11 protein-coding genes are annotated in these 12,345 nt (G+C 62.1%); 9 read left to right on the top strand and 2 right to left on the bottom strand.

Annotated features, from left to right (window positions below; translation table 11 throughout):
• Window positions 1-16: 16 nt before the first annotated feature.
• The 6 genes from hisB to ABAC402_RS29305 all read left to right on the top strand — a co-directional run bounded on the left by hisB (window position 17) and on the right by ABAC402_RS29305 (window position 4,855).
• Window positions 17-1,492, top strand: a complete 1,476-nt coding sequence (gene hisB, locus ABAC402_RS29330) for an imidazoleglycerol-phosphate dehydratase HisB (protein WP_023449311.1) — start codon at window positions 17-19, stop codon at window positions 1,490-1,492.
• Entirely contained in the window at window positions 1,489-2,076 is a 588-nt protein-coding gene (gene hisH, locus ABAC402_RS29325) for an imidazole glycerol phosphate synthase subunit HisH (protein WP_023449310.1), read from the top strand. The genes hisB and hisH overlap by 4 nt, the downstream gene beginning before the upstream one ends.
• A 94-nt stretch (window positions 2,077-2,170) precedes the next feature.
• The gene (hisA, locus tag ABAC402_RS29320) at window positions 2,171-2,902 is read left to right on the top strand and encodes a 1-(5-phosphoribosyl)-5-[(5-phosphoribosylamino)methylideneamino]imidazole-4-carboxamide isomerase (protein ID WP_023449309.1); all 732 of its coding nucleotides are present in this window, start codon (window positions 2,171-2,173) and stop codon (window positions 2,900-2,902) included.
• A complete protein-coding gene (gene hisF, locus ABAC402_RS29315; protein WP_023449308.1) occupies window positions 2,892-3,659 on the top strand; it encodes an imidazole glycerol phosphate synthase subunit HisF in 768 nt (255 codons plus the stop codon). The genes hisA and hisF overlap by 11 nt, the downstream gene beginning before the upstream one ends.
• A gap of 2 nt (window positions 3,660-3,661) precedes the next feature.
• The gene (gene hisIE, locus ABAC402_RS29310) at window positions 3,662-4,306 is read left to right on the top strand and encodes a bifunctional phosphoribosyl-AMP cyclohydrolase/phosphoribosyl-ATP diphosphatase HisIE (RefSeq protein ID WP_023449307.1); all 645 of its coding nucleotides are present in this window, start codon (window positions 3,662-3,664) and stop codon (window positions 4,304-4,306) included.
• A gap of 27 nt (window positions 4,307-4,333) precedes the next feature.
• Window positions 4,334-4,855, top strand: coding sequence for a DUF805 domain-containing protein (locus ABAC402_RS29305; RefSeq protein WP_023449306.1), 522 nt, complete (start codon window positions 4,334-4,336; stop codon window positions 4,853-4,855).
• A gap of 112 nt (window positions 4,856-4,967) precedes the next feature.
• On the opposite strand, the gene ABAC402_RS29300 is transcribed toward ABAC402_RS29305, so the two are convergent.
• Window positions 4,968-5,981 (bottom strand): cupin-like domain-containing protein, encoded by a 1,014-nt coding sequence (locus tag ABAC402_RS29300; RefSeq protein WP_023449305.1) that lies wholly within the window; start codon window positions 5,979-5,981, stop codon window positions 4,968-4,970.
• Window positions 5,982-6,278: 297 nt separating this feature from the next.
• On the opposite strand from ABAC402_RS29300, the gene ABAC402_RS29295 reads away from it, so the two are divergent.
• From ABAC402_RS29295 to dgcA, 3 genes are all read left to right on the top strand, one after another.
• The gene (locus tag ABAC402_RS29295) at window positions 6,279-6,797 is read left to right on the top strand and encodes a DUF805 domain-containing protein (protein ID WP_023449304.1); all 519 of its coding nucleotides are present in this window, start codon (window positions 6,279-6,281) and stop codon (window positions 6,795-6,797) included.
• Between the two features lie 174 nt (window positions 6,798-6,971).
• The gene (locus tag ABAC402_RS29290; protein ID WP_023449303.1) at window positions 6,972-9,764 is read left to right on the top strand and encodes a hypothetical protein; all 2,793 of its coding nucleotides are present in this window, start codon (window positions 6,972-6,974) and stop codon (window positions 9,762-9,764) included.
• A 152-nt stretch (window positions 9,765-9,916) separates the two neighbouring features.
• Complete coding sequence (dgcA, locus tag ABAC402_RS29285; RefSeq protein WP_031235507.1) at window positions 9,917-10,894, top strand: N-acetyl-D-Glu racemase DgcA; 978 nt, start codon at window positions 9,917-9,919, stop codon at window positions 10,892-10,894.
• 196 nt (window positions 10,895-11,090) lie between these two features.
• Here the strand turns inward: dgcA and ABAC402_RS29280 are convergent, their stop codons facing one another.
• Window positions 11,091-12,296: an MFS transporter gene (locus ABAC402_RS29280; RefSeq protein ID WP_023449301.1), complete on the bottom strand. Its 1,206-nt coding sequence runs from the start codon at window positions 12,294-12,296 to the stop codon at window positions 11,091-11,093.
• Between the last annotated feature and the right edge of the window lie 49 nt (window positions 12,297-12,345).

Genomic DNA, 12,345 nt, shown 5'->3' with positions numbered 1-12,345 from the left:
CCCGAGGTTTTGATCCATGTTTAACTCTCCCTTCTCGTCTCTCGGCGGACAGGCTCTTGAGTCGATCCCGCCCTCGCTTGAGCCGCTGCGCGAGCGCATGGCCGCCTTCTACGGTGTCGAGCAACACCAGTTGAGCGTCACCCGCGGCGCCTCGCACGGCCTGGAAATCCTGATGCGCCGCCTGCGCGTCCACGGCCACGAATTCATCTGGGCCGGCCAGGATCACTATATCGAGGACTTGTGCAGCGTCTATAACCTGACCATCCGAAAGCCGCCCCAAACCGGCACCTTGACGCGTGGCGGCGGCTTCTACCTGATCGACAACCCCAGCCAGACGGACGGACGAGCGCTTGATCTCGTTGCCGCCCGCACCCTGGCGGTCGAGATCTTCCCGACCTTGCTGGTCATCGACGAAAGCTATGCCGACGCCTCCAACAACTCGCTGACCGAACTGGCGACCGGCGAGCCCAATGTCATCGTGTTGAAAAGCATGTCCTTTTTGTTCGGCATGTCCGGCGCCCGTGTCGGCGCCCTGATCGCCAACACCAAGACGCTTCAGGGTTTACTGAAGTATTGCGAGCCCCACCCTTTGCCGACGCCGTCGGTGCGCGCTGCCGAAAGCGCCCTGTCGCCGTCGCGCGCCTTGTCGGTCCAGGCACGCATTGACCTTATCCGCAGTGAACAGGCACGCCTGCGCGGTTGCCTCAAAGACTCCAGTCTGCTGGAATCGTTCGACCTGAACGACGGCCCCTTCCTCCTGCTGCGACCGAAGAACCTGATCGCCACCCAGACCGCCTTGAAACGCCTGGGCCTGTCGCCCCAGGTGACGCCGACCGGTCTGCTGATGGCGCTGGGCGATATCGCCACCAACAACCGCATCCTGAAGGCGCTTGACGTCGCCGACGAAACCAAGCCGCCCCGCGTCGGCGAGGTCATGCGCGACACCAAGGAGACGCGGATTTCGGTCCTGGTCAATCTCGACCAGCCCAAGCCCGTCAAGATCGAGACCGGCATCGGCTTCTTCGACCACATGCTGGACCAGGTGGCGACCCACGGCGGCTTCTCGTTGCAACTGGCCTGCGAAGGCGACCTGCACATCGACGGCCACCACACGGTCGAGGACTGCATGCTGGCTTTCGGTTCAGCACTGAAACAGGCGCTGGGTGATCGCATCGGCATGGCCCGTTTCGGTTTCGTCCTGCCGATGGACGAGACCGAGGCCAAGGTCAGCATCGATCTGGGCGGCCGGCCGTTCTGCGTCTTCAAGGGCGATTTTCAGTCGACACACATCGGCGACTACCAGACCGAGATGACCGGCCACGCCTTCCGTTCGCTGTCGGAAACTTTGGGCGCCTCGATCCATGTCGAGGTTAGCGGCGGCAACGACCACCACAAGACCGAGGCCTGTTATAAGGCCCTGGGCCGGGCGCTGCGCCAGGCGACGCGCATCGAAGGCGACGCATTGCCCTCCACCAAGGGCATGCTGGCATGATCACGATCGTTGAACTCGGGTGTGCGAATACCGCGTCTGTACTTTTTGCTTTGGAACGGCTGGGCGTCGAAGCGCGTCTGTCGTCCGATGCCGAGGAAATCGCCGCGGCGACCAAAGTCGTCCTCCCGGGGGTCGGCGCCGCCGGCTTCGCGATGAGCCGGATCCATGAGCTGGGATTATTCGCGCTTCTGAGAAATCTCAAAAGCCCGATACTTGGCGTGTGCCTCGGTCAGCAGCTATTGTTCGACAGTTCGCAAGAGGGTGACGTCGAATGCCTGGGGCTGATTCCCGGCCGCGTTACCCGGATGGAGGGCTCGAAAGACCTGGTCGTGCCGCACATGGGCTGGAACCAGCTTCAGGTCACCCTCGACGATCCGCTGACCGCCGGCGTCTCGAACGGCGACTACGCCTATTTCGTCCACTCGTTCGCCTGTCCCGTCAATGATTTTACCCTCGCGACTGCCACCTACGGCGCACCCTTCGCTGCCATGGTTCGCAAGGGCCAGGTATGGGGTTGTCAGTTCCACCCGGAGCGGTCATCGGTCGCCGGCGCCCGGATTTTGGAGAATTTCGTCAAGCTTTAGTTCGAGTACCCCTCACCTCAACTCTTTCCCCTCTAGTGGGGCGAGGGTTGGGGTGAGGCGTTGGTTGTGTCACGCAAGGACTTTGCAGAACAAAATGATTCTCTACCCCGCCATCGACCTGATCAATGGAGAATGTGTCCGCCTGTCGCAGGGCCGGTTTGACGCCGTCACCAAGTACGACTCCGACCCGTTCAAACGACTGGGCCTGTTCAACGGCGAGCATGCGCAGTGGGTGCACATCGTCGATCTGGACGGCGCCAGGGCCGGATCGCCGCAGCAACACGACCTCATCGGTCGGCTGGCCAAGGCGTCCCAGGCCAAGATCCAGACCGGCGGCGGCGTCCGCACGCGCGCCCACGTCCAGACCCTGCTCGACGAAGGCGTGTCCGCCGTCGTCGTCGGGTCGGCCGCGGTCAAGAACCCGGACGAGGTCCGCGGCTGGCTGAGCGATTTCGGCAAGGACCGAATCACCCTGGCTTTAGACGTCCTGCCAACGACCGACGGCGATTTCGACGCTGCCCTGCATGGCTGGGTCGAAGGTTCGGGCATTTCGCTGTGGGACGTGTTGGACTACTACCCGGTGGGCATTGCGCAGCGCATATTGGTTACCGATGTGTCGCGCGACGGCATGCTTATGGGACCGAACATGGCGCTGATGACGGCCTTGCGGCGCAAGCGGCCTGACCTGGAAATTCAGGCTTCGGGCGGGGTCCGTTCGATTGAGGACCTTTACGAACTCAAGACCCTTGGTGTCCACGGCGCCATCGTCGGCAAGGCGATTTACGAGGGATTGATAGATTTAAAGGCCGCTTTAAATGTTGGCTAGACGCATCATCCCCTGTCTCGACGTCAAGGACGGCCAGGTCGTCAAGGGCGTGCAGTTCATAGGCCACGAAGTGCTGGGCGACGCCGTCAACATGGCACTGCGCTACCGTGACGAAGGCGCCGACGAACTGGTGCTGTACGACATCACGGCGTCATCGGAGGGCCGGACGGTCGACTACAACTGGGTCCGCGACATCGCTCGCGCGCTCGATATCCCGTTCTGCGTCGCCGGCGGCATCCGTTCGGCCGAACAGGCGGTCAAATGCCTGAACAGCGGCGCCGACAAGGTGTCGATCAATTCGCCGGCTTTGGAACGGCCCGACCTGATCAACGAACTGGCTGACATGGCCGGGTCGCAATGCGTCGTCGTGGGTATTGATAGTCGTGAAATGGACAACGACTATTACGTCCATCAGTATTCCGGCGATCCGGACAAGATCCGTCAGGCCGGACGCCGTACCCTGGACTGGGTCGTAGAGGCCCGCGACCGTGGCGCCGGCGAGATTGTGCTCAACTGCATGAACCAGGACGGGGTTCGCAAGGGTTACGACCTGAAGCAATTGCGTCTGGTGCGCGACCTGCTGGATATTCCACTGGTGGCGTCGGGCGGCGCCGGGTCACCGGAGCACTTTGTCGACGTGTTCGACCAGGCCGACGTTTCGGGCGCTTTGGCGGCCAGCGTCTTCCACAAAAAGATCATTCACATCCCTGACCTGAAGCGCGACTTGCGCCAGGCCGGGATAGCTGTGAGACAATAACTATGCCCGAGCAGCACCACCTGCCCAACCCCCTCAGCGTCGCCGACATCGCCCGCATCGACTTCGCCAAGTCCGGCGGACTGGTGCCCGCTATCGTGCAGCATGTCGACACGCGTCAGGTCCTGATGCTGGGCTATATGAACGCCGACGCCTTGCGCGAAACCCTGACCGGCGGGCAGGTCGTGTTTTATTCCCGTTCGAAAGACCGGCTCTGGCGCAAGGGCGAAACTTCGGGCGATGTGCTCGTGCTGGACCACGTCCTGGCCGACTGCGACGAGGACGCGCTTCTGGTACTGGCGCGACCAGAAGGCCCGACCTGCCATACCAAGACGACGTCTTGTTTCGGAATGGAGACCGCGCCGGGTATCGGTTTCATGGCTCACCTCGCCAAGGTGGTCACTGAGCGCGCCCTGGCATCACCGGCCGATAGCTACACGGCCCGGCTGATGCACAAGGGGATCGCCAAGATCGCCCAGAAGGTCGGTGAGGAAGGGCTGGAAACGGCGCTTGCCGGCCGCGCCGGCGATCTCGACGAACTGCATAACGAAGCCGCTGATTTGTTGTATCATCTTAGCGTCCTGTTGATGGCCCGGGAGACAGGGTTAGGGCCTGTGCTGGATATCCTCAGGGAACGGCACAAAGGCTGACCGTTTACGCGGGCGATAGGGGAAACTATGCGGCTTGGCGTTTATGTGCCCCCGGTTATCCGGGGTATCTTCCATCCGGGCGACCGGATCGACCGGCTGACCTTCTTCTATTACGGATTAATACTGATCCTGATCCAATATGTCTTCCCGGTCCTCCTGCTGGGCCCCGGACTGTTCGCCGCCGATTTGCCGACAGGCCTGGCGATTTTCCGCGACAGTGTTCAAATGGTGATCGGTTTAGTTGTGCTCTATGGCCAGTTTTGCCTCTATGCCAAGCGGCTGCACGATATCAATCTCCCGGCTATTGTGGCCATGCTGCTGTTCAGTGGCCTTTTCGTCGAACTGTTTTTGCCGGTGACCGCGGCTGATTTCGATCCGATGACAGCTGCGCCGCTCACCTGGCAGGCCACCGCGGTTAGCCTTGTCGACAAGGCCGTCACGGTCGGGCAACTGTTCCTGCTGATCATCCCCGGACTCCGCCGGCCCAACCGATATGGCTTTAGTTCCAGTGGGATCGAACTGCCGCGGTCGAAGCCGCTGGAAGGCTGAGCCTTCGCGTCTTCGCGTCTTCGCGTGAGGCATCCTTTCTTCGACCGAGTTGTCGGCGACGACGGCGAGCGTTTCACGCGAAGGCGCGAAGACGCGAAGAAGACACGACGTCTCAATCCTCAGCCAGGTTCTTGCCCAGATGTCTGCGCAGGCCCAGACGCTGCTCGAAGGTCATGTCACCCATCAGGCCGCGACGGTCGGGCGGAAGGTGCTCGGCCGGCGGGCCGTTCTTTTGGAAGACGAAGTGGTCAAACATGCCTTTCCAGGCGTCGCGCTGATCCTCGGGCAAATCACGCACAGCCAGCATCGCCAGGACCAGGGCCTGCATCGGCTGGCCGCCGGCCGCCTGGATATCCAAAGCCGGGTTCCACCAGTAGTTCATCTGAACATTGAAACCGCCCGACGACACGACATGGTGCCACCACATGTACGGGATGTAGAGCACGTCGCCCGGTTCCAGGTCGGCCACCGTCGCCGATTTCAACGCCTCGGCGAAGCGCGGATGGGTCGCGAAATCCGGGCTTTCGAGGCTGGCCATCGAGGTTGGCACGTTCGACACCGTGCGTTCGAACGGCCCCATATACAGGTTCGGCAACTGATCGGGCGGGAAGAGGATAAAGCGTTTCTTGCCGCCAATCATGCACACCAGGTTTTCCGACAGGTCGAAATGAATTTGGGTGATCGAGGTGTTGCCGATCCAGATACGCGGCTCGGCCTCAACGCCGGGCAGTTGGTTCTCGGCCTTCATCCGCGGCAAATGGTCCCTGACCGGCGCCGACTGGATGTAGATATGTTCGGCATCGGGCTCGTTCTGGATTTTCCGTAAGCGTTCCAGAGTTACCGAGACCGGCAAATTGCCGCGCTGGAAGGTAAAGCCGTCAATGGTGGAGTTGTAGAAGAATCTGCCGTCCCCCGTTGGCTGGCGAAAGGTCGCCGCCGGCGTGCCGTTGTCGCAGGATTTGAGATAGTCGATCAGGGCGTCGGGGGATTTCAGCGCCGCCCGGACGGACGGCCAGTCGCGTACCACGCCTTTGAAAATGACAGGTGTTTTCGCTTTGGCTACCGCCAGGGACAGGGTGGCCAGAGTGACATCGTCACGGGATTCGACAGCGGGAAACGGCGGCATGGTGCCAGCGATATCCTATTGTCTTGGCGGCGACAACATCCCAGCCTTTGCGAAACTGCGGGACAAACACATATGTCTTTGTTACCGCCCAGGCGAACTTTGGCATCTTTCTGATGCCGCGAAGCGGCCTTGTCTGTCCATTCGTGGCTTCAACCCCTTCCTGCCAAATGTCGCTACACGAGCGTTCAGGAAACCTTGCCGTCAATGTGGTCGGTGGAAAACATCCCACATGCAATAGGCCTGTACAGGACACTGAGTCATCGCGTAAACTTGGTTAACAGGGTTACGGAGGTTGGGATGATCGATCTGACATGGAATACCCACGGCCGCATCGGCCGTCGCGCCTACAAGGACACCGCCGGTAAGCTCGACTGGATGACGGTCCTGGGTATCATCCTGGCCTCGGTTGTGGCGGTCACCTTCACCAAACACAACATGCCGCTGTCCATTGCCGCCGTCGCCGTCATCATTGTCGTCATCCTCTACCTCCAATACCGCGCCGCGCAGCTGTCGATCCGAAGACTGCATGATCGCGGCTTGCCCGGCTATCTCCTGTGGCCGGTCCTGCTGGTGGGCCTTGGCGTGACGGGATTCGGCGCCTGGGTGCTGGTGAAAGCCATGTATTCCGGCGATTTTCTGGCGTTTTTCTTTGCGCTTTTCGAGCTTGTTACCCCCTTCTTTCAGTTGGTTGTGTTCAATGGCATCGGCACAATCGCCTTCGTCCTGCTGGCAGTATACAACGTGTTTGTCGCTTACAATCTCAGCGCCGAAGGAAAACCCGGCGACAACCGCTACGGCCCCGGCGCTGACACGTGACGGAACAGCCCCGGAACGGACAACAAAACGGACAAATTCCTGTCCGCAATCTGATGAAATCCTTTGCTAAATTAGCCCTTTGCGGCTAGCTTTCCCGCGTTGGGAGAAACCGATCCTGTCCGCTTCGCGCAAAGGCCGTTGACGTGAACCTGAGTCGGGCCACAGGATACTTGAATGAAATCACGCCGCCCCCCGCTGAACCTGACCGAACCGAAAGGCATCCGCCGACGTACCCCGCGCGGTGATCTTGTCAGCGAGGACGCCTTTGAGCCTGTGGACTCTGCCGCCGAGGACATCCTCGAGTCGCCGCTCACGACGACAGCGCCCGAGGCACCGGAAACGACTGATTTCGATATTCCTGAAACAGTATTCGGGCCTGAAACCGTATTCGGGCGTGAGGCGGTTTTCGGCGCCGAATCTATCGCCGCCAAACCCAACGCCCCAAGAGCCAGCGCCCCCCAAGCGAGCGCCCCCCAAGCGAGCGCAAAGTTGACTCCCCCGCCAGAGGCCACTCCGCCGGCCCGCCCGGCCTCCGCGAAGACTTCGAACGAGGAACCTGTGCGCCGCGACCTGTCGACCCTGAAGGTCGAGCCCGAGGGCGTCATGAAGGCCACCGGAGCTTCACCCACGCTCTTTTGGGGCGCCACCGCCCTGGTCAGCCTGCTGTGGGCCGGTGGACTGGCAGCCTTCGTCCTGGGGGCACAGGGCTCGTTGAGCGCCTTTGCTTCGGAGCCTGTGCGTCTCGCCATACTGGCGTTCCTCGCTCTATTCCCCATCGGCCTGATTTTCGCCTCCGCCTTTGCCCTGCGCAACGCCGCCGCCCTGTCGCGCCAGACCCAGCGCACCGCGGCCCTGGCCGACGCCCTGCTGGCGCCCGCTGCCTCGGCCGCGTCGCAAACCACCGAACTGGTCGACGCCCTTCGCAACCAGGTCGACCACGCCGTCCGCGCCGTCCGCCTGGCCCATGCCGATATCGCCGAACTCAGTAACCGGCTGAAAAGCGAAACCGATCGGCTGCAGGACGCCGCCCAGATCGCCCGCGCCGCCACGGCCAGCATCACCCGCTCGCTGGAACACGAACGCGACGCCGTCGCCGTGATGACGCAATCGCTCAGCGCCCAGTCGAGCGGCATCATTGAAGCCGTCGATCGACAGGCCCGCATGGTCGCCGATGCCTCGGACCTCGCCCAGACGCAACTGCGCGAAGCCGAAGCCTCTCTGGCCTCCACCGCTTCCGACATGATGGGCGCCGCTTCGGATGTGTCCGACACGGCCCGGCGCATTTCCGACGATCTGGACCGTCAGACCCAGCGCCTGGAAACCGCCGGCTCCGGCGTAGCCGACCAGATCCGCAGCGTCGAGGAAGGTCTGTCGCAGCAGCGCGCCGGCCTGGTCTCGGCCGCCCTGAGCTTGCGCGCCGACCAGGAGGACTTTGCCGTCCATATCGAGAACCAGCGCGCCCAGCTGACCGAGGCCCTGTCGATCACCCGTGTCGCCACCGTTGACCTGGGCGAGACCTCGGCGCGCGGCATCGACGTGCTGCGCGACATCGTGCTGACGGCGCAAGAGAACTTCCGTTCCGTCATGGGGGCTGCCGAAAACGAACGTACGGCGTTCGAAACCCGCATCCACGCCACCTTGTCCAACATCTCGACCATGGCCGCTGACGCCCGCGACGATCTGATCTCCGAAACCCGCCGCGCACTTGATCAGTTGACCACGTCGGCCAGCGAGGCACGCAAGGCCGCCGACCAGGCCGCCCAGACCGCACAGAACCGCGTCGACCGGCTCAACGAAACCATATTTGAAGCCAGCAAGAAGGCCGACGAGGTCTTCGACTCGCGCTTCAACGCCGCCCGACGTCTGATTGAGAATTCGGCCGAATTGATCGCCGAGGCCGGCGACCAGACCGCCGAAAAGCTGGACCAGAGCTTCTCCCATGCCCGCGAAGCGATTACTGAGGTCGCCGCCGCGCTGAACGAACTGACCAGTTCGGCCGACCAACTTCCCATTATGGCGCGCGATCGTCTGGACGAGATCCGCAAGGCGGTCGAAGACGGGGTCGCCGCCATGACCGCGGCTGCCCGGCGGGCCGCTATCGAGACCGAAGCCGTCGACCAGGCTTTCCAGGATCGCGTCAAGCGCAATTATGACATGTTGACCGAGGCGGTCCGCCTGATGGGGGTGATTTCCGGCGAGCAGCCCCTGCCGCAGAACACCGCGGACGCGGCAGTGCGCGACCGCGACTATGGCCGAAATGTCCCGGCGCGCCGTCCCGCCGAACCGCCGGCAGCGCCGGCTGCCCAGCCGGCGCCTGCTTTGCGCACGACACCGCCTACAGCCATGAGCCAATCGGCCCAACGCCTGCGCCTGTCACCCGTTAGCGAGACTCGTCCCTCCCCGGGACCTCAGCTGGCAACACCCCGGCCTGCACCGCAGGCTCAGCCGCAAGCCCAGCCTTTGGCTGCCAACAAGGGCGGCGCCGACGGCTGGTCGTGGCGCGATCTGCTGAACGGCATGGACAGCACCACCGAAAGTCGCGCCGAGGCCTCGGTCCAGACCTATGAGCCAGCGCCGTCTGCGCCCCAGCCGCCGCATGATCCCGAGTTCGACAGCCTGGACGACATCATGATCAATGAAGTCGCCGCCATGGGTGTCGACGCCGTTGCCCTGCTGTCGCGGTCGCGCATCGAGGAAACCATTTCCGCCATCATGGCCGAGGACAATGAGGGCGCGCGCATGGTCGTTCGCCGCGTCGCGCCGGCGGCCATCCGCCGGCTGAGCCGGCGCTTGCTGACCGACGCCAACCTGCGTCAGCAGGCGAACGACTTCGCCACCTATTACGACCAGCAGATCAATATGGCGCTAATGTCGAAGGAGCCGTCTCGGGCGTTGAACGATGTGCTGGCGACCGATCCCGGCAGGGCTTACCTGCTGCTGGATGCGGCGATTTCCGATCTGATTTAAGGTTTGGAACCGCGAATGAACGCCAATAAACGCGAATTTCAGAGATTGGCCGGCCGAGGCATGTGGAAACTTGAAACCCGAGCGCCATTGGCGCTCAAGATTTGCGTTCATTCGCGTTCATTCGCGGTTCCAAAGCTTCTTCCTGGCTTGTCATGAGACTTGTTGTACGCGACGAAACCTTCCCGATCTCCGGGCACTTTACCATTGCCCGCGGTTCGAAGACCGAAGCCAGGGTCATCTATGTCGAACTTCATGATCGTGATTTTATCGGCCGTGGTGAGTCCGTGCCCTATGCCCGTTACGGGGAAAGCCTCGAAGGTTGTCTCGAGCAGTTGGAAGCGGCACGGCATCGGATCGAAACCTCGCTCAATTTCAGCGAACTGTATCAGATTCTGCCGGCCGGAGCAGCACGCAACGCCGTCGACTGCGCCCTGTGGGACCTGAACGCCAAGCGGACCGGCATTCCGGCATGGAAGACGGCCGGGTTACGCCGGTTCGATCCGCTGAAGACGGCCTTTACGCTGAGTTTGGATACGCCCGAGGCCATGGGCCAGCAGGCCAAGGCCAATAGCCGCCGGCCGATGCTGAAACTGAAAATCGGCGGTGCTGACGATATCGATCGGGTGGCCGCGGTTCGGCACAATGCGCCCAATGCCCGGCTGATCGTCGACGGCAACGAAGGTCTGTCGTTCGAGGACCTGCAACGGGTGGCGCCCGAGTTGAAACGGCTGGGGGTTAAGCTGATCGAGCAGCCGCTGAAAGCGTCAGAAGACGAGCAGTTGTTGAATTATGAGTGCCCGGTGCCGTTGTGCGCCGATGAAAGTCTGCATACCCGCGCCGAGTTGGACCGGGTATCGCGGCTATATGCGGTGGTCAATATCAAGCTCGACAAGACGGGCGGTTTGACCGAGGCGCTGGCCTTGAAGACGCGGGCGCTGGAGGCCGGCATGGGCATCATGGTCGGGTGCATGGTGGCGACGTCGCTCAGCATGGCGCCGGCGATGATTTTGGCCCAGGGGGCGGAGTATGTCGATCTCGACGGTCCGCTGCTGCTGGCCCAGGATCGCGAGAACGGATTGGAGATTACCGGTTCGGTGCTGCATCCGCCCAGGCCGTCGTTGTGGGGGTAAGGCCCGTGGCGCGTAGACTGGTTTTCGGGTTGGTCCTCATTCCGCAAGACGTTTTAACACGAACCACACGAACCGCCGCTGCGCGGCATCAAGACAAAAAACCCGCTTCGCGGTCAGAGTAAATTGACCTTAAGTTCGTGTCTGTTCGTGCCGTTCGTGGCAAGAATCTTTGCGTCAATGCCGAGACACCAGCAATTCAGGTGGCCGCCAGAAACCGCTCGCGTTTCAGATACAACCAAGTCGCACTGAACAAGCCCACGCCTGCTAAACCCGCCATCAGGCCATAGCCGCCGACACCGAAGGCGGCGAACACCGCCCCCGAGGCAAGGGTGCCGATACCCATCATGACCCCGTTGGCATAGGCGGCGTTCACGGTCTGGGCCAGGCCCTCATAGCCTTTCGGCGCTAAGCGATAGATCAGTTCCAGCCCGGCCATATAGACCGCTGCGAAACTGAACAGATGCAGCAACTGTAAGGGCCACAGGAGCCACAGTGGTGGTCCGAACGCCATCACACCCCAGCGCACTACCGTTAGAACGGCCGCCAGGATCAGCATCCGCCACGGCCCCGTCCGGCGGCGAAAGCGGTCGGCAAACATCATGAAGGCGATCTCCCCGACCACTCCGACCGCCCACAGATAGCCGCAGGTCGCCATTGACAGGCCACTGTCCTTCCAGATCAGGGTCGAAAAGGCGTAGTAGAAGCTGTGCGACGCCTGCAGACACCCAACCGCCAGCAACAGCCAGCACAGGCCGCGATTGCCTGCCAGGACACGCAATCTCTGCCACGACGATTCCGAACCTTGAAGGTGTCGCAGGTCTTGCCGTGGCTCGGCCGGCAGGACGAACCGCGCCGACACCGCCATAAGCCCCGCCGATGCTACGACCCACAGCAGAATCAGGTCCGATGGCGCCCATGCCAAAAGCAGGCCCAGGAGCACCTCGGCGACTACGAAGGCGAACGATCCGACCGAGCGCGGGATGGCATAGTTAAATCCCTGGCTGCGCGAAAGTTGAATCGTCATCGAATCGATCATCGGCGACAGGCTGGTCGAGCAGGTATAGGCGCAGGCATATAGGATCAGGAAGGCGGTGAAACGCCATGGACCGTACAGCTCCGACAGGCCCATTGTGGCGTAGATCAGCGCCGCTGCGGCCGCAAACACCATCATAGGTGTCCGGTACAGCGTGAACCGGTCAGCCCACAGGCCGCTGGCCGGCCCGGATACGGCACGCAACAGCAAAGGCAATGCCAGGATCATGCCGATCTGTGCGCCGCTCATGCCGTGATCGGCCAGCCACACCGGCATAAACGGCAGACTGGCGCCGGTCATTGAAAACAGCAGGATGTAGAAGACGGCCTGCCGCTTTTGTGTCGTGAAAAAGGTTGTGGCTTGCGCCATTTGGGCCTTAGAGTGATACCGGAAACCTGTCGCCTCCGAAAACTTACCT

It is taken from the genome of Asticcacaulis sp. AC402 (genome assembly GCF_000495835.1).
In the GTDB taxonomy this organism is placed as follows: Bacteria; Pseudomonadota; Alphaproteobacteria; order Caulobacterales; family Caulobacteraceae; genus Asticcacaulis.
This window is presented reverse-complemented; position numbering and strand designations above follow the sequence as displayed.

What these genes read in the sequence shown, in the direction of transcription:
- hisB (WP_023449311.1), top strand. Translation starts at nt 17, where the DNA reads ATGTTTAACTCTCCCTTCTCGTCTCTCGGCGGACAGGCTCTTGAGTCG.
- hisH (WP_023449310.1), top strand. Translation starts at nt 1,489, where the DNA reads ATGATCACGATCGTTGAACTCGGGTGTGCGAATACCGCGTCTGTACTT.
- hisA (WP_023449309.1), top strand. Translation starts at nt 2,171, where the DNA reads ATGATTCTCTACCCCGCCATCGACCTGATCAATGGAGAATGTGTCCGC.
- hisF (WP_023449308.1), top strand. Translation starts at nt 2,892, where the DNA reads ATGTTGGCTAGACGCATCATCCCCTGTCTCGACGTCAAGGACGGCCAG.
- hisIE (WP_023449307.1), top strand. Translation starts at nt 3,662, where the DNA reads ATGCCCGAGCAGCACCACCTGCCCAACCCCCTCAGCGTCGCCGACATC.
- ABAC402_RS29305 (WP_023449306.1), top strand. Translation starts at nt 4,334, where the DNA reads ATGCGGCTTGGCGTTTATGTGCCCCCGGTTATCCGGGGTATCTTCCAT.
- ABAC402_RS29300 (WP_023449305.1), bottom strand. Translation starts at nt 5,981, where the DNA reads ATGCCGCCGTTTCCCGCTGTCGAATCCCGTGACGATGTCACTCTGGCC.
- ABAC402_RS29295 (WP_023449304.1), top strand. Translation starts at nt 6,279, where the DNA reads ATGATCGATCTGACATGGAATACCCACGGCCGCATCGGCCGTCGCGCC.
- ABAC402_RS29290 (WP_023449303.1), top strand. Translation starts at nt 6,972, where the DNA reads ATGAAATCACGCCGCCCCCCGCTGAACCTGACCGAACCGAAAGGCATC.
- dgcA (WP_031235507.1), top strand. Translation starts at nt 9,917, where the DNA reads ATGAGACTTGTTGTACGCGACGAAACCTTCCCGATCTCCGGGCACTTT.
- ABAC402_RS29280 (WP_023449301.1), bottom strand. Translation starts at nt 12,296, where the DNA reads ATGGCGCAAGCCACAACCTTTTTCACGACACAAAAGCGGCAGGCCGTC.